Source organism: Streptomyces tritici (genome assembly GCF_048500665.1).
Classification (GTDB): Bacteria; Actinomycetota; Actinomycetes; order Streptomycetales; family Streptomycetaceae; genus Streptomyces; species Streptomyces tritici.
The window spans coordinates 7,175,000-7,193,511 of the sequence record NZ_CP183183.1 but is presented as its reverse complement, the minus strand read 5'-3'; the positions used below and the strand labels follow the sequence as shown (position 1 = coordinate 7,193,511).

The window sequence follows — 18,512 nt, the reverse complement described above, 5'->3', positions numbered from 1 at the left end:
CGACCCGAACCCAGTAGATCCAGCTCATGTTTCTACGCTCATCCGTAAGATCAACTTATGCTCGATGTCCGACGTCTCCACCTGCTGCGCGAACTGGACCGACGCGGCACCATCGCGGCCGTGGCCGAGGCCCTGTCCTTCACCGCCTCGGCCGTCTCCCAGCAGCTGGGCGTGCTCGAGCGCGAGGCCGGCGTGCCCCTGCTGGAACGAAGCGGCAGATGGGTGGTGCTCACGCCCGCCGGCCGCACGCTCGTCACCCACGCCGACGCCGTCCTCGAACGTCTCGAACTGGCGGTTTCCCAGCTGGCCGGGGCGCGCGAGGGCGTCAGCGGGCCACTGCGGATCGGGACGTTTCCCTCTGGCGGCCCCGCGATCGTGCCTGCCACGCTGGCCGAACTGGCCCTGCAGCACCCCGCACTGGAACCGATGCTGCAGGAGATCGACTCGGCACGAGTCTCCGACGGTCTGCGCGCCGGCGAGCTCGACGTGGCTCTCGTCCACGACTACGACTTCGTGCCCGCCCCGCCGGACGCCACGATGGACCACGTGCCCCTCCTGGAGGAGCCGATGTACCTGGCCACCAGCGGCGCCGACACCGCTCCCGCCACCCGTCCCGTCAAAGGCGACACGCTGGCGGAGCTGCTCGGACCGTGGGCTGCGTCCCCCTGGATCACCGCCCGGAGGGGCACGACCGGTCACGCGATGGCCGTACGCGCCTGCCAGGCAGCCGGTTTCCAGCCGCGCATCCGCCACCAGGTCAACGACTTCCGTACGGTCCTGGCGCTGGCCGCCATCGGGCAGGGCGCCGGACTTGTACCGGAGATGGCCACCACACATGCCCCCGAGGGCGTGGTCCTGACCCGGCTGCCCCTCTTTCGCCGCTCGAAGATCGCCTTCCGCGCGGGCGGCGGCACCCACCCGGCGATCGCAGCCTTCGTAGCGGCGGCGCGAACGGCCATGAGCGCCACGGCCGGTGACTCCCCAGCCATATGAGGACCCGTACGGCACGCAGATGGCACGCCGGCTCCGAGAGGTCTAGGGCCTGTCCGGCGGATCTCGGTGACGTGCCCTGCCTCATGGCGCATCGTTCTGTTGGTGGGGCGGGGAGATCTGGCGGACGACGAGTGGGCTCGGTTGGTACGGCATCTGCTGAAGCCGGGTGGCAGGGGTGGGCGGTGGTGTGATCACCGGACGGTGATCAACGGGGTCTTGTTCCGGATCCGCACCGGCGTCCCTTGGTGGTATCTGCCGAAGGTGTTCGGCAGTTGGAAGAGCGTGTACGAGCGGCACCGCCGCTGGTCTGCGGACGGTACTTGGGAGCGGATTCTCCAGGCGGTCCTGGCGGATGCCGACGCCACCGGGAGGATCGACTGGAGCATGGTGAGCGTGGACTCCACCTCGTGCCGGGCCCATCAGCACGCAGCCGGGGCGCCGCACAGAACGCCACGGGTTCCCGGGCGGAGAGCGATGCCTCGCCGGCATCGGGCTGACGAGGGACTGGGCCGATCGCGGGGCGGTCTGACCTGCAAGACTCACCTGGCCGGGGAGGGCGGCTGCCGACCGCTGGCCGTATTGGTCACGCCGGGGCTGTGGGGCGACAGCCCACAGCTGATCCCATGATGGAAGGCAGCAAGGTCAAGCGTGCCAGGGGCGGACGTCCGCGTACCTGTCCCGACCACCTTGGCGGGGACAAGGCGTACAGCTCGCACCGTAACCGCCGCTATCTGCGTCGGCAGCAGATCAAGCACACGATCCCCGAGCGGAGGGACCAGCGCGACCACCGTCGGCGCCGCGGCAGTACGGGAGGCCGGCCGGTCGGCTTCGACCGGCAGCCGTACCGGCGTCGCAACGAGGTCGAGCGGACGATCAACTGCCTCAAGCACTCACGCGCTTTGGCCACGCGCTACGACACGCGCGCCCACGTCTTCCACGGCACGGTCGTCGTGGCTTCGACCCGCCTCTGGCTCAGGTCGTAATCAGCCGATGAGCAGGGCATCGCGTCCACTTGCCTGGGACGCATGCGGTCACCATCACTTGCTGTCATCGCGCTGCCCAACCGCAGCGCGGACCGGCGATCCCGGCAGAAAAGCAGTCGCCCTGCACGTGGTCCTCCTGCTTACGATCGGGACGTGACCACGCTGTTCCTGACGATCGGCCTGCCCGGCGCCGGCAAGACCACGAGGGCTCGGCAACTCGCCGAGGAGCACGGCGCCCTGCGGCTGACGCCGGATGAATGGATGATTCCGCTGTTCGGCGAGCCGGAGGCGGACGGGAAGCGCGACGTGCTGGAAGGCCGGCTGCTCTGGCTCGGTCTGGAGGCGCTCCGACTTGGAACCAACGTGGTCCTGGACTTCGGATGCTGGTCCCGTGACGAGAGATCCGCGATCCGCTGGTTGGTCGAGTCTGCGGGCGCAGACTGCCGCCTTGTGTACGTGCCGGTGGACCATGAGACCCAACGTGCTCGAATCGCTCATCGCCAGTCGGCTACCCCGGATCAGACCTTCCCGATGAGCGAAGCGGACCTCGTGCACTGGAGGACGCTGTTCGAGGAGCCCGACGCCGCCGAACTCGCAGGGCATGAAATCGGAGGTCCGCCTCCTGGATGGTCGGGGTGGCTGGAGTGGGCTACCGATCGGTGGCCGTCGCTCGCGTAAAACCCAACCATGACGCAGCCCGACGTCGGCAGCGGCAGCCTTGGGCGCACTCGGGGATCAGTCCGCGAAGTCGTGCCAGGCGTGCCGAGTCGAAGGATCCGCCGGACAGGCCCTAGTGACCTGAGTCAGAGATTCCCTCCCTGTTCCAGTAACAATGAACCCTATGGACCGTCTGCTGCACCTCGACCGCACGCTCAATGAGCTGGACCCGCCTCGCTGGGCGCCTGCTGGCTCTGATGCAACCCGTCTGGTGCGCAGGGTCCATGAGCTACGCCAGATTCCGCTGGGCGAACTTGAGCCGGCGGATCTACGCACGCTCATTTCCCAGCAGGTGGCACTGCCCTACGTTCTTCCCCTCGCAGTGCGCTGGCTGCTCGATGAGCCGATGCTTGACGCCTACTTCTACGAGGGAGACCTGTTGCTTGCCGCTGTGAACGTTCCGGCGTCGGCCTGGGCCTTGTTCCCTGACCTCGCGACACGGTTGCGCACCGTGATCATGGCCCTGCCGGAGGCCTCGGCGGCCAGCCTGCCTCGCGGCGCCGCCGAAGAGCTCGCCCGCTTCGTCGCCCGGACTGAATTGCTTCGCTGACCGGGGGAAGAGCCCGCAGTGAGCTAACGATCCGAACCAGAGATTCGGTGGCAGTAGGCCGCGACTTTGTCGAGGATCTCGTCTGCGCTCTTCGTCCAGACGAACGGTCTCGGGTGCTCGTTCCAGTCGGCCGGCCAGGTCCGGATGTCGCGTTCGAGGGCCTGGACAGAGCGGTGGACGCCGCGCTTGAGCGTTCTGCGTGAGTTCGGCGAACCAGGGCTCGACCAGGTTCAGTCAGGACGCGCTGGTCGGCGTGAAGTGCAGGTGAAATTGCGGGTGGCCCAGCAGCCACTTCTTGATGTCGGGCGTCTTGTGGGTCGCGTAGTTGTCCAGGATCAGATGAACCTGTTCGGCAGGGACCTCCTTGTCCAGCTTCGCGAGAAACCTTTCGAACTCCGCCGCCCGGTGGCGGCGATGGAGGGAACCGATGACCTTGCCGGTGGCGACTTCGAGGGCGGCGAAGAGAGTGGTGGTGCCGGCCCCGACGTAGTCATGGCTGCGGCGTTCGGGAACACCGGGCAGCACCGGCTGGGACCGGTCCAGGGCCTGGTCTGCGACTTCTAGTCCACGCAGAGCACCAGGGCCTTCTCCGGCGGGTGGAGATACAGACCGACGACGTCACGAACCTTGTCGATGAACAACGGATCAGCGGACAGCAGAGACGTCTGCGACCGGTGCGGCGCCAGCGCGAACGCCCGCCAGATCCGCGAGACCGTCGACTGCGACATCCCGTGGCCGCGGCCATCGACCTCGTCGACCAGTGGGTCGCGTTCTTCGGCCTCTCCTCGAGCGTCTTGACGATCACCCGCTCGACGTCAGCGTCCGCGGTGATCTTCCGTGGGACGCGGGCCTGGGGTCGTCGCACAGGCCGTCCAGGCCCCGTTCGATAAAGCGGCGCCGCCAGGTGCGGACCGTGTCCGGAGCGATCCACAGCCGCGGCGGCACCGTCGGCGCGGCGCGCGGACGAAGCCGGGCACAGGGAGACCTCCCTGGCCCCAGGGACTTTGGCGTCAGTCTCTCCTCGCCCCGGCGCCGCGCCGCCCGGCCGACGCCTAACGAGTCGCGGAGGGACGGGTTTTGGAGGCGGACTCGCGGTAACCCGAGGGGTATGACCTCCGGACGAAGTAACACCACGCAAGCGGCAAGGGTGATCGTCGTCCTCGCCGATGTCATGGCCGCGATCATCGGGCTCTGGATCCTGATGTACCTGCTGGGCGCCAACCGGGCCAACGAACTCGTGGAGTTCATCCAGACCGTGGCCCGCTGGCTGGCCGGCTGGTCGCACGACCTCTTCACGTTCGACGAGACATGGGCGCGGGTCGTCGCGGGCTACGGCCTCGCCGCCGTCGTCTACCTCGTCGTCGGGCACCTGGTGGCGGGGCGGCTGCTGCGCCGTCACTGACCCGGACTCGGGCTTCCCGCCTCCCGTGGGGCCCGGGCGCGCGCGGGTGCCCCAGCCGTGGGAGGGCCGCTGTTGGAACAGGCCGAGGGAGTCGCGGTCGCCGCCTTCGCCGGCGAGAGCTCCCTGGTCGACCCGAGGGAATGGATTGCCGAACGGCTCGCCGAGTGGCTCGCCGAATGGAGCAAGGGCCCAGTGACGGACCTCCTGGTCACGGCCCCGGACACGGCGACCCTGCGGGTGCTGGCGGAACTGGGCGCCTGACCGTTCCTCCGGTCTCCGGCAGGCGACTTCAGCCCCACGTCGGCTCGATCCGCCAAGAGCCGCGTGACCACACGGACAGCAGGCACTCCTTCTTCGGCGCGGTGACGGCGACGACGTCGATCGCCTTGGCCGTCGGCAGCGGCATCGGCATCGGCATCGCGGCATAGTTCTGGTCCATGATCGGGACTTCGGCGGCGGCCGACGCCGCGTGCACCGTGGCCGGTCGAACGGTGAGCGGGAGCTGGGTGAGGGAGAGCGCGGTCACCCGCGGCACAGGTTCTTGATCACGCCGAACAGAAACCGGCCGCCGAGGGTCGGCGTGGCGCAGATGGGTGCCAGGCTCTACCGGGTGGGTGAACGGGTTCACCGGAGAAACCTTCAGGCACCATCTGTTCTGCGGCCCCGACCAGCAGGGCCAGGGGCGCAGGGTGTTGTGCAGAAGTGCCGTCTACGGCTTACCGCATGTCATCACGGTGCGCAGTAGACGACGGCCTGGACACCTCCCGACCGCGGCCCGGGGGGCGGAGCCGCGGGCGTCCCACGTGTTGGCCGTCCCTGCGTCGGATGCGGTCACGAACGTCGAACCGTCGTTGAAGGTGACGAAGCCGCCAGAGATTGCCCGCCGGCCTTCCGGGCATGTCAACGGTGCTCGTTCTGGTCTGGCCTGCGGGGATCGTCACGAGCGGGTCCGGACACCCCCTGACCGCCATCTGCCTCACGCCGATAGACGGCTCCTGCTCACTGCCAGCAGGGGCCGCGACGAGGGCGACACCTGCGTCACCTATTCCGGCGGCGAGCAGACCGACAGCAAGAACCTGGACGAGCAGACCACCAGCAATTCGACCAGCTCGACCGTCTGCTACGTCATCGGAGGGCTCATCATCCTCGCCAGCACCGGCGGCATCATCGGGTCCATCGGCAGCATGAGCTCAAGGCTCGCTGACTGTCCCCTCACCTCAGCGCCTCGACGGTCACCGGGACCTCTCCGGGTACGCGTCCGGGGTGACCGGTCCGGCCGGGCGTAGCGCCTCGGGCTCGGCCGTCGGCCGCAGCGGCGGTGAACGCAATGCCGCTCAGGCCGCAGATGGCGTCCGGGCCGTCCACTTGCGGTCGACGATGTCCTGCAGGCCGAAGCTGGGTGCGACGGCGAGGACGCAGCGGGCGTCGGGGCGGGGCAGGGTTCCCGGCTTGTCCCTGAACGCCTGGATCATCGCCGGAAGTACTCCCTGAGCAGGGACCGCAGCTGATCGGCGACCTGCTGCCGGTTCCAGACCGCTTCCTGCTTGCGCCGCTGACCAGGGCCTCAGGCGGCGAACGGGTTGGTGTGGCCGGGCAACTGCTGTCCCGGGCGCAAAAATCGCTGGCCGCCCTGTTCGTCGCGCACCGCGACGAATCCGGCCTCCGTCAGCCGCCGTGCGATCTTCCCACGGCGGATCGCGCCCACCTGGAACGCCACGGTGAAGAGCAGCGCGACCGCCCCGCCGGAGGCGACCGCTTCGACCGGCGACCTGTCGATGAGCAGGAGTACGGTCAGGACCGCGCAGGCGAGGTAGCCCTTCACCTTCTGGCTCCGGTCGGCGACGTACTGGGCCATGACGTCGAAGGTGACGAGGTCCTTCAGCACCGCCACGGCACCGGCCGCTTCGGGGAGCGGTTTCAGCGAGCCCTGCTCCAGCCCCGGCACTGTCCCGCCGTTGCCCGCCTGCGGATAGGCGGTGATGGTGGCCGCCTCGCGGACGCGCGCTTCGGGTTGCGGGTCGCGGTACATCCGGACCTGGACGAGCGAGTTCTTGAACCCGGTCCTGTACGCCATGCCGTACGAGTAGCCGTACTGCTCCGCCACGTGCGCCAGGGCGGCCGCCTTCGGCGTGGAGCCCTGGGGGGCGATCTCGACGATGTCCTGCTGACGGGCGATCTGCTGGAGCATCCCCGCTATGTGATGTTCTACAGACATCCTGTTCCCCGCCCCCTTGGGACCCCCGCGTCTGGGTCGCCCGGCGCACAGCCTAGTAGCGCTGGTCATGTTCATCACGACCGGGCCTCGACGGAGACGACCGTCCAGTCCTCCAGCCGCTCCTGAGCCCTGGCCCGGTCGGTGGTCATCGGGCACAGCGTCCACGCCGCGGGCAGTGTTGGGTGGCGAAGATGACCTCCAGGTCTCGGCGGCGCTCCGCGCAGGGGAAGGGCCAGCAGCTCGAAGCCATGGATCTGCAGGGCGTCGAAGGCGATGAAGAACGCCGGGCGCTTCGCGGCGAGCGCGAGCGCGGTGCGGTCGCGGACGGCGGCTCGGCGCTGGAGCGCTTCGAAGGACCGGCCGGTGCAGGTCTCCCGAGTGACGAGCTCGCCGTCAAGGACCAGCCCTGGGCAACTGATCGGCGTCCAGGTCGGGGAATCGGTCCTGAACGAAGGAGCTGCGCCGGTTCGGCAGGAGCAGGCGACGTCGGCACGCCCGGCCCGGGGGAAGCGCCGTGGCGACACGCATCGCGTGCCCGGCGACAGCCTCACCCGCGCGCAGTTCAGCGTCGACTGCCTGGATCTTCTCGGACGACGCCCCCCTCCCCGTGCGGTGCAGCTTGCCCGCTTCGGCGCCAACGGCGACTTCGCCCACAACCTCTTGCAGCGCTTCGCCGCCGTGGTCGCGGACCCGCCCGATGTGATCACCGTGTTGATCGGGACCAACGACGCCCGAGCGAGCCTCGCCGGCTACTCCGTCGAGCAGGTCATGAAGCGCAAACAGCTCCCCGATCGCCCGTCTGCCGGCTGGTTCCGACAATGTCCGGGAGCCGTCGTCGCACGGCTGCGAGCGGAGACCGACGCGACGATCGGTCTGCTGTCGCGGTTCTACGACGGGGAGGCCTCGCCGGCCCGGGCGACGAGAACCGGACGGCCGACGTGAGGCGGAGGCGCACGCATGAGGCCCGGATCCACAGGATCCGGGCCTCATGGCACTTCAGTAGCGGGGACAGGATTTGAACCTGCGACCTCTGGGTTATGAGCCCAGCGAGCTACCGAGCTGCTCCACCCCGCGTCGGAAGGCCCAACTGTACGCCACCCACGGCACCACCGTTGGCCACGGCACCGTCGCGGATCTTCACATGGATCGCATCGATGAACACGACCGGACAGACAGGGTCGAGGGGGCGGCCACTCGGCCATTCCCTCCGGGACCTTGTCGGTGATCGTGGAGACCGTCCGGCAGGACACGTCGGCGCGATAGACCTCCCTGGCCGAGGCTCAGCTGGAGGGCCTGCCTGACCGCCCGGCCCGATCCGGTGGAGACCGCCGAGTGGCTCGTGAGCCACCTGCTGGACGACGCCAGCGACGCCACGGACGGACCTGTTCGACCACCGGTAGGTGCTGGGTGAGCCGGCCTCGCCCCGAACGGCGGTGTGTGCGTCGACCACAGCACCGAGTCGCCGTACCGGCCCTTCTGGGGCTGGTTGGCGGTCGGCGAGAGGCGGGCCCGTAGCAGGTCACGACGGACCGTGACCACGTCGGCCGGGTGGCCGGCCCGCGCGTAACGCTCGCCTACGCGGACACACCGGACTCGGCGCCTCCTCAACGGGCGCGGCGGACGCGGGCGAGGACCAGAACCGCGTCGTCGGCCGGCGGGGCGGGCAGCAGGCTCGCGAGGATGCCGTCCGCCATCGCTTCCAACGGGCCTTGGGCCCTGCCCAGTTCGGCGCGCAATGCCTTCAGACCGACCTCGAGGTCCGCGCCTCGTGTCTCGATGAGGCCGTCGGTGTACAGGGCGAGACTCGCGTTCCCGGGGAGTTCGATCTCGATCGTTTGGAAAGGCCAGCCGCCGACGCCGAGAGGGACTCCCAGGACGTCGTCGATGGTCTCCACTGTGCCGTCCGGCCGGAGCACCAGGGGCGGAGGGTGGCCGGCGCTGGCGATGCGGGCTCCTCCGCTCTTCGGGTCGTAGACGATGTACAGGCACGTCGCCAGCTCGATACCGGCCTCCTGGGCGCATGCGTCGAGCTCGGTGAGGAGGTCGTCGGGCTCGCTGTCGTGCCTGGCCAGAGCCTTGGCGGTGATACGAAGGCGGCCCATGGCGGCGGCGGCCGACACGCCGTGCCCCATCACGTCGCCCACCACCAGGGCGACTCGGCCGTCGGACAGGCTGATCACGTCGTACCAGTCTCCGCCGACCTCGGTGATCCGACTGCCGGGTACGTACCGGTGGGCCACGTCCACGTACGGGCTGGTCGCCAACGCGCTGGGCAACAACGCCCGCTGCAGGGTGAGGGCGATGTCCTGGACGCGGCTGTACAGACGGGCGTTGTCCAGGCAGATCGCGGCCCGTGAGGCGAGCTCACCGGCCAGGCTGACATCGTCCCGGGTGAAGGCCGGCCGGCCCGTGGACCGGCCGAACATGGCGATTCCCTGGACCGTACCCCTGGCGATGAGCGGGGCGACGAGGATGCAGGCCAATCCACTCTCGGCGAAGAGCCGCGCGCGTGACTCGATGAGGACGGTCCGGGCAAGGAACTCCTCGTTCACCACGGCGGAGACGGCGCGACCGGTCCTCAGCATGTCGTGGATGACGGAGCCGGGCGGATACCGCACCGTCTCCACCCCGCTCACGAGTTCGGTGGCCGGAGGGGGCAGGATCGTCCCGGAGGCGATTCTGCGGGTGAACAGCGGTCGCGCCGGGTCGAAGACCTCTGCCTCGTCCATCCACTCCACGACTTCGACCACGGCACCGTCGCAGAAGTCCGGCATCGAAGCGTCGACCAGCTCCTGGGCGGTGACATTCACGTCCAGGGTGGTCCCGATGCGAGTGGAGGCCCCGTCCAGCAGAGCCAGCCGTCGACGGCTGGCGGTGGCTTCCAGGATGGCCTGTTCCCGGTCGGTCACGTCCAGCATCAGCCCGCCCACTCCGGGGCGCGAGCCGACCGCCTGGCTCAGGGGGAAGAAACTCACCGATCGCACCTGGTCACGGTCCGGATGTCCCTTCGGACGCATGCCCACCAGGGTCCCCACGACCGGTGCTCCGCCCAGGGCGACGCCGCGGAGCATGCGCTGGTACTCACCGCCGTCGGACATGATCATGATCTCGTCCATGCGCCGCCCGAGGTGGGCCTCGATCGGCAGACCGTCCATGTCGGCGAGCGCCTGGTTGAGGTGGACGTACCGGAGGTCCTGGTCGAGCATGACCAGGCCGATGGGGCACGTCTCGAAGAGGGCGTCGAGGAAGGCGAGGTTGGTCTTGACCCGATCGAGCTCGTCACTGCGGCTCGCCAGGACCATCACCACCGAAGGTCCGCCGGATCCGGTCACGGAGAAGGCCCGGAAGCCGCAGTCGAAGACGGTGCTGTCACGATGCCGGGCCGGCAGCCGCCCCCTCCAGTAACCCTGGGTCCGGCCTCGCTCGGTCAGCCGGGCGCACGGATCAGGGGCGCCCGGAGGCCCGTCGGCGAAGAGAACGGCGCCGGGCCTCGACAGGACGGCGGTGGGGTCATATCCGAAGAGGTCCCGCGCACCGGGCCCCCAGTAACAGACGCGGTCCCCGTCATCGAGGCCGAATACGGCCACGGGCACGTGCTCGAGCAGCGTCCCCGGCTCGGACCAGAACGGGCCGTGGGTCTCCTCGCCCCCCGGCCGAGCCGATGGCACGAGATGTCCCCTTCCACTCGCCGTTCCATCCATTATCCGGACACCATGGGCATTCCGCGGCGCGAAGCGCGCCGTAGCGAGGACTGAGCCGAGAGAAACGCCTCCGGCCGCCGGCGGCTCGCTCAGCGCAGCAGGGCGACACGGCGGCCGGCACGTCGTCGAGCTCGTCCCGTCCACCCTCCGTTCTCCTGAACCAGCACGACTTCTTGCACGGTGTGTGCGCGTGGGATCCACATCGGCGGCGGCCCGGATCCCGCCCGCGCCCCCACGCGCCGCGCCACACCCTCGCTCTGTGGAGGGGACCCGGATCGCCGGCTCGGCGACCGTCGCTCCCCGCTGCCGTCGGTCCATAGAGGTCAGAAAATAAAGTATGAGCGACCTACTTGGACAAGTCCGACGTCGGCTGCTCGGCTCGACCACGAGTTCTTCCTCTCCCCCTCGGCGTCCCCGGTCAGGAAGCCGCCAGGAGCGTCAGGAGCACGACCAGCCCCCCGAGGGATGGGCGCGGCGGCCGCAGCGTCTGTCCTCCCTTCTGAGCGTGCGCAGCGTGGCCGGCGAGGTGTTCCTCCTGCAGCTGGCCGTCGTGATGCTGCTCGTCGCCGCCGCGGTGGTGGCCCTCGTGGTGCAAGCCCGTAGCGCCGGCATGGTGGACGCCCGGCACCGTACGCTCGCCGCCGCCGGAACGTTCGCGCAATCTCCGGGAATCGTCGCGGCCCTGCGCAGCCCCCATCCGAGCGCAGTGCTGCAGCCGAGCGCCGAGGCTGCCCGGAAGATCGCCGGGGTCGACGGCATCAACGTGTACTCACTCTCCGGAGTCACCCTCGCCCACAGCGACCCACGGCAGATCGGGAAGCACGTCGTCGGCCCCTTCTCCAAGGCGGCGGCCGGCCAGTCCTTCACCGAGACCTTCGAGGGGTCCCTGGGGCAGTCCGTGGTCTCGGTGGTCCCCGTCAAGGACTCCGACGGCCGCGTCATCGCCATCGTCTCCTCCCCGGTCACGGTCCAGAACGTGCAGAGCATGGTGAACCGGCAGCTGCCGGTCGTCCTCGGCAGTGCAGCCGCGGTGCTCGCCCTGTCCGCCGGCGGAACCGCTCTGGTGAGCCGCCGGCTGCTGCGCCGGACCCATGGCCTGGGACCGGTCGAGATGACGAGGATGTACGAGCACCACGACGCGGTGCTGCACGCGGTGCGAGAGGGCGTGCTGATCGTCGGCGGCGGCGGACGGCTGCTGCTGGCCAATGACGAGGCGCGGCGGCTGCTGCGTCTGCCCGTGGACGCGGAAGGTCTCCCCGTCACGGACCTGGGTCTGGAGGAGGGGATCGCCGAACCGATCGCCTCGGGCCGTTCCGCGACCGACGAGCTGCACGTGGCGGCCGATCGGCTGCTGTCGGTGAACATCCGGCCCACCGCCCCCTACGGGCAGGCCGGGACCGTCGTCACGCTGCGGGACACCACCGAGCTGCGGGCACTCTCCGGCAGGGCCGAGGTGGCCCGCGAGCGGCTGAAGCTGCTCTACGACGCGGGGTTGCGGGTGGGAACGACGCTGAACGTCGAGCGCACTGCGGAGGAACTGGCGGAGGTGGCGGTCCCACGGCTCGCCGACGTGGTCACGGTCGACCTGCTGGACCCGGTGCTGCGCGGCGAGGAGCCGACCGAAGCGAGCACCGAGATGCGCCGCACCGCCGCCGCCGGCCTTCAGGGCGACCACCCGCTCTACCCCGTCGGCGAGCTGATCCGGTTCGTTCCCACCGACCCCATGGCGGCTGGGCTGGCCGACGGCCGTGCGGTCCTGGAGGCGGACCTGCGCGCCACCCATCGCTGGCGGACCCGGGACCCGGCCAACGCCCTGCAGATCCTGGACCGCGGCATCCACTCCTTGATCGCCGTGCCCCTGCGGGCCCGGGGCGTGGTGCTGGGGATGGCCGGCTACTGGCGGGGGCAGGACTCCCCGCCGTTCGACGAGGAGGACGTGTCCTTCGCCGAGGAGCTGACCGCCCGGGCGGCACTGGCCGTCGACAATGCCCGCCGCTACACCCGCGAGCACACCATGGCCGTCACCCTGCAGCGCAGCCTGCTGCCCCGGGGCGTACCGGAGCAGTCCGCCGTCGAGGTCGCGCACCGCTATCTGGCTGCCCAGGCCGGTGTGGGTGGTGACTGGTTCGATGTGATCCCGCTGCCCGGCACCCGCGTGGCCCTGGTGGTCGGCGACGTCGTCGGCCACGGTCTCCACGCAGCCGCCACCATGGGCCGCCTGCGCACCGCCGTGTACAACTTCTCCACCCTCGACCTGCCCCCGGACGAACTCCTGAGCCACCTGGACGAGCTGGTCGCCCACATCGACACCGACGAGCAGGAGTGGCAGGGGATCACTGGAGCCACGTGCCTGTGCGCCATCTACGATCCCGTCTCGGGGCAGGTGACGGCCGCCACCGCCGGGCATCCGGGCCCCGCTCTGGTCCACCCCGACGGAACCGTGTCCTTCCCCGAGGTGCCGGTCTCCCCGCCGCTGGGCCTGGGCGAGGGCCTGCCCATGGAGACCATGACGATCACCCTGCCCGAAGGCTCCCGGCTGGCACTCTTCACCGACGGGCTGGTCGAGAGCCGCGACCGCGATCCGGACGCGGGCCTGGCAGCGCTGCGCGCCGCCCTGGCCGGGCCCGCCCGTACCCCGGAGGAAACCTGCACCGCGGTGATCGACGCGATGCTGCCCACCAGGCCCAGCGACGACGTCGCGCTGCTGGTCGCCCGCACCCGCCGACTGGACCCCGCGCGGATCGCCGAGTGGGACGTGCGCCCCGACCCTGCGGCGGTGTCCCCGGTGCGCAACGCCTGCGCCCGCCGACTGGCGGACTGGGGCCTGGAGGACATCGCCTTCACCACGGAACTCATCCTCAGCGAGCTGATAACCAACGCAATCCGCTACGGCACCGAGCCCATCCGGGTGAGGCTGCTGTACGACCGCAGCCTGACCTGCGAGGTCTCCGACGGGTCCAGCACCTCCCCGCACCTGCGCCGGGCCGAGGCCACCGACGAGGGCGGTCGCGGCCTGTTCCTCGTCGCGCAGTTCGCCGAGCGCTGGGGCACCCGCTACACCGCCCGCGGCAAGATCATCTGGAGCGAGCAGGCCCTCCACGACGGGGCCGCACCGCCCGCTATGGATCTCGGGGAGGCGCTCCTGGCCGGGTGGGACGACGAGGGGTTCTGAGAATCCCCCGGTACGGCAGCCGCAGGGAAGACAGTGGACACCACCGTCTGGGACTGCGCCGCCGAGGCCGCCGAACGTACGCTGGCCTCGATCAGTACGCGACCGCCCGTTATGGAGCCTTTGTGCCCGCACCTCGTCTCCGCACAGCCTCCGCCGCCGCCTGCCTGGTCCTCGCGGCGCCCCTCGGCGCATGCGGAGACAAGCCCAGCACCGCGCCCAGAGCGCCCGCGGTGGCCACCTCCGCCGCGGACGCCGGCGGCATGGCAGCACTGACCACAGCGGCGAAGAAAGAGGGCTCGCTCAACACGATCGCGCTCCCGAGCGACTGGGCCAACTACGGCGCACTGATCGACGGCTTCCAGAAGAAGTACGGGATCAAGGTCATCGTGGAGAACCCGGAAGGCACCAGCCAGGACGAGATCAACGCCATGAAGAAGCACAGGGGCGGAGGCCGCGCCCCCGATGTGATCGACGTGGGGGGCTCGTTCGCGCAGTCCGCGGCACGGCAGGGCCTGCTCGCTCCGTACAAGGTCGCCGCGTACGACGAGATCCCCAAGGAACAGAAGGACGACCGGGCCCGCTGGTACAACAACTACGGCGGTTACATCTCGATCGGCTGTGACGCCAAGCGCGTCAAGACCTGCCCCGCGACCTTCGCCGACCTGCGCAAGCCCGAGTACAAGGGCATGGTCGCGCTCAACGGCAACCCCACCAGGTCCGGCTCCGCCTTCGCCGGGGTCTACGCGGCGGCCCTGGCGAACGGGGGCTCCTTCGACGACATCCAGCCCGGGATCGACTTCTTCGCCGAGCTCAGCAAGAACGGCAACTTCATCCCGGTCGAATCCACCCCGGCCACGATCGCGAAGGGCCAGACCCCGATCAGCATCGACTGGGACTTCCTCAACCTCGGATACGCCGACGAGTTCCGCGAGAATGGCACCGGCGTCGACTGGCGGACCGCCATCCCCTTCGACGGCAGCTTCGCTCAGTACTACGCGAACGGGGTGAACAAGCACGCTCCGCACCCCGCGGCGGCACGTCTCTGGCAGGAGTACGTCTTCAGCCCGGAGGGCCAGAACCTCCGGCTCGGCGCCTATGCACGCCCCGTCCTCATGGACGCCATGGAGAAGGACGGCACCCTCGACGAGGCCGCCGCGGAGAAACTGCCGACGGTCGAGGGCACGCCGACGTTTCCGACGGAGGCGCAGAGGGAGAAGGCAAGAGAGACCGTCAATCGCGGCTGGGCCGAGGCCGTCTCGAGCTGAGGGCCAAGGGCTCTCCTGGCCAGGCATGCACCCGCCCGATCTCCGAGGCGGTCAAGACATAGGAGTCGGGCGTCGAGGTGCTGGCCCCGGAGGACTTCGCGGATTTCCTGACGGAGGCCGCGCCAGAGGCGTGACCTGCGGCGCAGGGGCCCTGGGAACTCACCGGCCCCAGGGGGCATCTCCACTGAGAGAGTGCGGACGACCAGGGAGGGGCCGTGACGGAGACGAAGACGAGATGCGAGAACGGCGAATTGGTCTACAGCCTTCTGACGCTGCTGGTGATGGCTGGGGCGATCTTCGCGATAGCGGTGGGCGTCCCCCTTGTCTTCGCCGTCTTCGACGAGGACCGCCTGCGCATGACCGACGACTTCGCCGCGATGACGTCCGCGGCCATCGCGCTCATCCTCCCGCTCGGCTTCGTCGAGATGAACAGGCTGCTGAAGCGAGCACGGGACCGTGCGACGGCGGAAGTCGAGGCGCTGCGGCAGGAACTGGCGGCGCGTCAGGCCGGTGCCGAGCCGCCGCCGGAGCCGTGTCAGCGAGGTGACCGTTCGGGTCTCGCCGCGTCTCTGGTGTCGCGGAGGCGCGCGGTCTCGACGTGGGTCGTGACCTCGATCGTGCTCTGCACGGCGCTGACGCTCAACTTCCTCTGGGCCGCGATCGACGGCCACGGCCCCGCCCGCTGGCTCGCCTGGGCGGTCTGGTGCTCGACGTCCTGGGGTCTCAGCCTGGTTCTGGCGGGCGCGCTCGGGCACGTGCTCAAGGAGAGCTCGGCGATCCTCGATCTCTGGTGGGAGGCCGACCGGACCGGAGCCGCCATCGACGCGTCTCAGGTCGACCGGCGGGACGGAGCGCACTGAACGGCCGGGGCTTCTGTGTCGAACCAGCCGCGGAAGGCCTCGTCCTCACTCGGAGCCGACCGCTTCTCGGCTCGTTCCCGGGCCTTCTCGGCCGCCGCCCGCCAAGTCGCCGCGTCCTCGCGGGGCAGAGGCGCGAACGGCCCGCGCTTGGGGCCTCGGCGGCAGCGCCGAAGAAGTCGCCGCCCTTGCGCCGGACGTCGTCCGTCCCCCACGAGCGGCCCGCGCCGAGCGGGGGCGCCTTCTGCAGATGGGGGATGTGCTTGGCGCAGTGAATGTACGCCTCCTCCACGTCGCTGCCCATCGGACGCGTCGGCGCGACGGGGCGGCTCGGCACGCGGCCGCGGGTGTTCCCGGCCTGGGTGGCCCAGCCCCCTCGGGGCCGTCCTGGTGAGGAGCTCCCCCGCGCCGTGTGAGGTCTGGCCGCGCGCCCACGCGGCTCCCCGCGCCACGGTTTCCGTGGCCGGCGGCCATTCGGGCATTTCCGCCGGATGACCGCAACCGCGGTAGGGAGGCGCGCGTCTACGGCGGTATCGACTGTGCACGCAGCACGGCGAGGGTCCGAGGGGGAGCTGCGATGAACACGAGCGGGACCTGGCGGAGACGGGGTGCCTGGCTGGTCGCGGCCGTCGCCATGGCGACGGCTGTCACGGGGTGCCGGGACGCGGGGAGCGGTGGGGAGACCCCGGGGGCGAAGCCCCCGCGGCCGGCCACACCGGCGAAGCCTTCTCCCGGCGCTCCGAAGAAGCCGGGCGGCGGACCCGCGAAAGCGCTGACCTGCGGTCAGCTGCGGAACGCGGAGCTGCAGAACTCCTCGCTGGACCTGCCCGACGGCCCCGACGGCGGGATCACCCTCACGGACGGCCGCTGGGAGGGGGACGGCGTCGTGATCGAGCTGCAACCGCCGTGCGGAATCGGTGATGTGACGGGTGATCCGGCGGCGGACGCCGTCGGCGCGATCAAGGTCACCACCGGCGGGACGGGCAAGTTCTACGGCCTGGTCACCTGGCGCAACGAGGGCGGCACCCCCGTGCCGGCCGCCGCGGCCTCGCTCGGCGACCGCACCCCGGTCGAGTCGATCAACGTTCCCGCGACGCCCGCGAGGCGGGCGACCGTCGTCTACCTCACGCGCGGCGACTCCGAGCCGGCGGCCGTGGTGACGATCCGGCGTACCGCCGTCTTCCGTGTCACCGAGCCGACGATGGTGGAGGTCAGCCACACCGACGCCGCGTACACCCCCTGAACGACGGGCGTCGGCCCCGGCCACGAGCGTCGGAAGGACGCCGGGCCGGGGTCGCGACTCCATGTCCGACGCGGGACGTCCTCACTCGAAACGTGACGGGTCCCCTGCGCCCTTGCGTACGATCTCGGGCTCGCCGCTGGAGAAGTCGACGACCGTGGTCGGCTCCGTGCCGCAGTCGCCCGAGTCCACCACCGCGTCCAGCACGTGGTCCAGCCGGTCCTTGATTTCCCAGCCCTGCGTCAACGGCTCCGGCTCGCCGGGCAGGAGCAGCGTGCTGGACACGAGGGGTTCCCCGAGCTCGGCGAGGAGCGCCTGGGTGACGGCGTGCTCGGGGATCCTGACCCCGACCGTCTTCTTCTTGGGGTGCATGAGGCGACGCGGGACCTCCTTGGTGGCGGGGAGGATGAAGGTGAAGCTCCCCGGCGTCGCCGCCTTGACGGCGCGGAAGACGTCGTTGTCGACGTGGACGAACTGCCCCAGCTGCGCGAAATCCTTGCAGACGAGGGTGAAGTGGTGTCGGTCGTCGAGGCTGCGGATCGACCTGATCCGCTCCAGGGCGTCGTGGTTGCCGAGCCGGCAGCCCAGCGCGAAGCAGGAGTCCGTCGGATACGCGATGAGCGCACCGGCCCGGAGGCTGTCGGCCACGGTGCCGATGATGCGCGGCTGGGGGGTCTGCGGGTGGACATCGAAGTACTTCGCCATCCGGCGACCCTAAGGGATCGGCCTCCCGCTGGGGAGGCCGACGGCGATCGGGATACCCGATCGAATGGTTCGTCGCCCGAGTTCGCACCAAGGGCGGCTCTGGTCTGCGAGCCGCCCCTCGTGTGCACGACACGATCAGAAGACGCTCACGCCGTACGCGCGCTCAGCGCCTGCGTCACCGTCTGGAAGAACGTGGTGCCGCCGGAGGAGCAGTTGCCGCCGCCGCGCGAGGTGCGGCCGAGCGCCGTGTGCCCGAGAAGAGGGGCGCCGCCGCTGTCGCCGGGCTCGGCGCTGACGTTGGTCTGGATGAGGCCGTACCCGATGTCGCCGTTGCTGTAGGGGTGATCAGCCGGACTCCGGTGTCCGGATAGGTCATGCACCACGAGCGGGTGCGTGACGCGTTGCTGCGGCGCCGGGAGAAGGACCTGGGTCCGGTGGCGCTCCCCCGCGTTCCGGCGTCCTGCAGCCCTTCACGGTGGCGGAGTGCCTCCCCACGGCTGGGATCACGCCGTTCAACGACCCACGCCGGCATGCGGTGTCGCTCGCGTATGTCGTGCCGGTGACCGGGGACTGTCGTCCGCGGCAGGACGCCCGGGACCCGGTCTGCTTCAGCCCGCGGGAAACGGCCTCGCCGGCCGTCACAGCGAGATGCCGGGCGGGCAGGGCGTGCTGCTGAAGCAGGCGCTCGCTCATGTGGGACTCACCTACTGAG

The 18,512-nt window shown here is 70.2% G+C and carries 14 protein-coding genes, 1 tRNA gene and 7 pseudogenes; 12 read left to right on the top strand and 10 right to left on the bottom strand.

What is annotated here, in order from left to right; all coding sequences use genetic code 11:
* Positions 1-57: 57 nt before the first annotated feature.
* From ACNJ93_RS33335 to ACNJ93_RS33320, 4 genes are all read left to right on the top strand, one after another.
* Entirely contained in the window at positions 58-993 is a 936-nt protein-coding gene (locus ACNJ93_RS33335; protein WP_418961201.1) for a LysR substrate-binding domain-containing protein, read from the top strand.
* A 102-nt stretch (positions 994-1,095) separates the two neighbouring features.
* Positions 1,096-1,976, top strand: a protein-coding gene (locus tag ACNJ93_RS33330) for an IS5 family transposase (protein ID WP_418961200.1) whose coding sequence is annotated in 2 segments (ribosomal slippage) — positions 1,096-1,615 and positions 1,615-1,976 — 882 coding nt in all. Because the reading frame shifts where the segments join, the coding sequence is not laid out codon by codon here.
* Positions 1,977-2,129: 153 nt separating this feature from the next.
* Positions 2,130-2,654, top strand: a complete 525-nt coding sequence (locus ACNJ93_RS33325) for an AAA family ATPase (protein ID WP_418961199.1) — start codon at positions 2,130-2,132, stop codon at positions 2,652-2,654.
* A gap of 163 nt (positions 2,655-2,817) precedes the next feature.
* Positions 2,818-3,243 (top strand): contact-dependent growth inhibition system immunity protein, encoded by a 426-nt coding sequence (locus ACNJ93_RS33320; RefSeq protein WP_418961198.1) that lies wholly within the window; start codon positions 2,818-2,820, stop codon positions 3,241-3,243.
* Between the two features lie 23 nt (positions 3,244-3,266).
* Here the strand turns inward: ACNJ93_RS33320 and ACNJ93_RS33315 are convergent.
* Positions 3,267-4,377: pseudogene (locus ACNJ93_RS33315) on the bottom strand (IS630 family transposase).
* Here ACNJ93_RS33315 and ACNJ93_RS33310 point away from each other — a divergent pair.
* On the top strand, positions 4,352-4,645 hold the full coding sequence (locus ACNJ93_RS33310) for a hypothetical protein (RefSeq protein WP_418961197.1): 294 nt from the start codon (positions 4,352-4,354) through the stop codon (positions 4,643-4,645). The pseudogene ACNJ93_RS33315 and the gene ACNJ93_RS33310 overlap by 26 nt on opposite strands.
* A 99-nt stretch (positions 4,646-4,744) precedes the next feature.
* Positions 4,745-4,906 (top strand): annotated as a pseudogene (locus tag ACNJ93_RS33305) (LLM class F420-dependent oxidoreductase); the annotation flags it as partial.
* 28 nt (positions 4,907-4,934) lie between these two features.
* Here ACNJ93_RS33305 and ACNJ93_RS33300 read toward each other — a convergent pair.
* The 4 genes and pseudogenes from ACNJ93_RS33300 to ACNJ93_RS33285 form a co-directional block, all read right to left on the bottom strand.
* Positions 4,935-5,171 (bottom strand): hypothetical protein, encoded by a 237-nt coding sequence (locus ACNJ93_RS33300; protein WP_418961196.1) that lies wholly within the window; start codon positions 5,169-5,171, stop codon positions 4,935-4,937.
* A gap of 868 nt (positions 5,172-6,039) precedes the next feature.
* Positions 6,040-6,197, bottom strand: a pseudogene (locus tag ACNJ93_RS33295) (IS110 family transposase); the annotation flags it as partial.
* 12 nt (positions 6,198-6,209) lie between these two features.
* Positions 6,210-6,833, bottom strand: a complete 624-nt coding sequence (locus tag ACNJ93_RS33290; protein WP_418961195.1) for a hypothetical protein — start codon at positions 6,831-6,833, stop codon at positions 6,210-6,212.
* A 101-nt stretch (positions 6,834-6,934) separates the two neighbouring features.
* On the bottom strand, positions 6,935-7,384 hold the full coding sequence (locus ACNJ93_RS33285; RefSeq protein ID WP_418961194.1) for a hypothetical protein: 450 nt from the start codon (positions 7,382-7,384) through the stop codon (positions 6,935-6,937).
* Here ACNJ93_RS33285 and ACNJ93_RS33280 point away from each other — a divergent pair.
* A pseudogene (locus ACNJ93_RS33280) lies at positions 7,375-7,742 on the top strand (SGNH/GDSL hydrolase family protein); the annotation flags it as partial. The gene ACNJ93_RS33285 and the pseudogene ACNJ93_RS33280 overlap by 10 nt on opposite strands.
* A 118-nt stretch (positions 7,743-7,860) precedes the next feature.
* Here the strand turns inward: ACNJ93_RS33280 and ACNJ93_RS33275 are convergent.
* The 3 genes and pseudogenes from ACNJ93_RS33275 to ACNJ93_RS33265 all read right to left on the bottom strand — a co-directional run bounded on the left by ACNJ93_RS33275 (position 7,861) and on the right by ACNJ93_RS33265 (position 10,528).
* Positions 7,861-7,934: transfer RNA gene (locus ACNJ93_RS33275), tRNA-Met, on the bottom strand.
* 37 nt (positions 7,935-7,971) lie between these two features.
* Positions 7,972-8,140: pseudogene (locus tag ACNJ93_RS33270) on the bottom strand (transposase); the annotation flags it as partial.
* 324 nt (positions 8,141-8,464) lie between these two features.
* The gene (locus ACNJ93_RS33265; protein WP_418961193.1) at positions 8,465-10,528 is read right to left on the bottom strand and encodes a SpoIIE family protein phosphatase; all 2,064 of its coding nucleotides are present in this window, start codon (positions 10,526-10,528) and stop codon (positions 8,465-8,467) included.
* 538 nt (positions 10,529-11,066) lie between these two features.
* On the opposite strand from ACNJ93_RS33265, the gene ACNJ93_RS33260 reads away from it, so the two are divergent.
* From ACNJ93_RS33260 to ACNJ93_RS33245, 4 genes are all read left to right on the top strand, one after another.
* Positions 11,067-13,733, top strand: a complete 2,667-nt coding sequence (locus tag ACNJ93_RS33260; protein WP_418961192.1) for a SpoIIE family protein phosphatase — start codon at positions 11,067-11,069, stop codon at positions 13,731-13,733.
* Between the two features lie 260 nt (positions 13,734-13,993).
* A complete protein-coding gene (locus ACNJ93_RS33255) occupies positions 13,994-14,998 on the top strand; it encodes an ABC transporter substrate-binding protein (RefSeq protein WP_418961191.1) in 1,005 nt (334 codons plus the stop codon).
* A gap of 215 nt (positions 14,999-15,213) precedes the next feature.
* Positions 15,214-15,858: a hypothetical protein gene (locus ACNJ93_RS33250; protein ID WP_418961190.1), complete on the top strand. Its 645-nt coding sequence runs from the start codon at positions 15,214-15,216 to the stop codon at positions 15,856-15,858.
* Between the two features lie 574 nt (positions 15,859-16,432).
* Positions 16,433-17,098, top strand: coding sequence for a hypothetical protein (locus ACNJ93_RS33245; protein WP_418961189.1), 666 nt, complete (start codon positions 16,433-16,435; stop codon positions 17,096-17,098).
* Positions 17,099-17,179: 81 nt separating this feature from the next.
* On the opposite strand, the gene ACNJ93_RS33240 is transcribed toward ACNJ93_RS33245, so the two are convergent.
* Both ACNJ93_RS33240 and ACNJ93_RS33235 read right to left on the bottom strand, forming a co-directional pair.
* Complete coding sequence (locus ACNJ93_RS33240) at positions 17,180-17,800, bottom strand: L-threonylcarbamoyladenylate synthase (protein WP_418961188.1); 621 nt, start codon at positions 17,798-17,800, stop codon at positions 17,180-17,182.
* A 146-nt stretch (positions 17,801-17,946) separates the two neighbouring features.
* Positions 17,947-18,156, bottom strand: a pseudogene (locus ACNJ93_RS33235) (trypsin-like serine protease); the annotation flags it as partial.
* Here ACNJ93_RS33235 and ACNJ93_RS33230 point away from each other — a divergent pair.
* Positions 18,139-18,511 (top strand): annotated as a pseudogene (locus ACNJ93_RS33230) (DUF4916 domain-containing protein); the annotation flags it as partial. The pseudogenes ACNJ93_RS33235 and ACNJ93_RS33230 sit on opposite strands and share 18 nt — an antisense overlap.
* Position 18,512: the final 1 nt, after the last annotated feature.

Excerpts from the sequence above, each read along its gene's own strand:
- ACNJ93_RS33335 (WP_418961201.1), top strand. The coding sequence starts at position 58 with ATGCTCGATGTCCGACGTCTCCACCTGCTGCGCGAACTGGACCGACGC.
- ACNJ93_RS33320 (WP_418961198.1), top strand. The coding sequence starts at position 2,818 with ATGGACCGTCTGCTGCACCTCGACCGCACGCTCAATGAGCTGGACCCG.
- ACNJ93_RS33310 (WP_418961197.1), top strand. The coding sequence starts at position 4,352 with ATGACCTCCGGACGAAGTAACACCACGCAAGCGGCAAGGGTGATCGTC.
- ACNJ93_RS33290 (WP_418961195.1), bottom strand. The coding sequence starts at position 6,833 with ATGCTCCAGCAGATCGCCCGTCAGCAGGACATCGTCGAGATCGCCCCC.
- ACNJ93_RS33255 (WP_418961191.1), top strand. The coding sequence starts at position 13,994 with ATGGCAGCACTGACCACAGCGGCGAAGAAAGAGGGCTCGCTCAACACG.
- ACNJ93_RS33245 (WP_418961189.1), top strand. The coding sequence starts at position 16,433 with ATGAACACGAGCGGGACCTGGCGGAGACGGGGTGCCTGGCTGGTCGCG.
- ACNJ93_RS33240 (WP_418961188.1), bottom strand. The coding sequence starts at position 17,800 with ATGGCGAAGTACTTCGATGTCCACCCGCAGACCCCCCAGCCGCGCATC.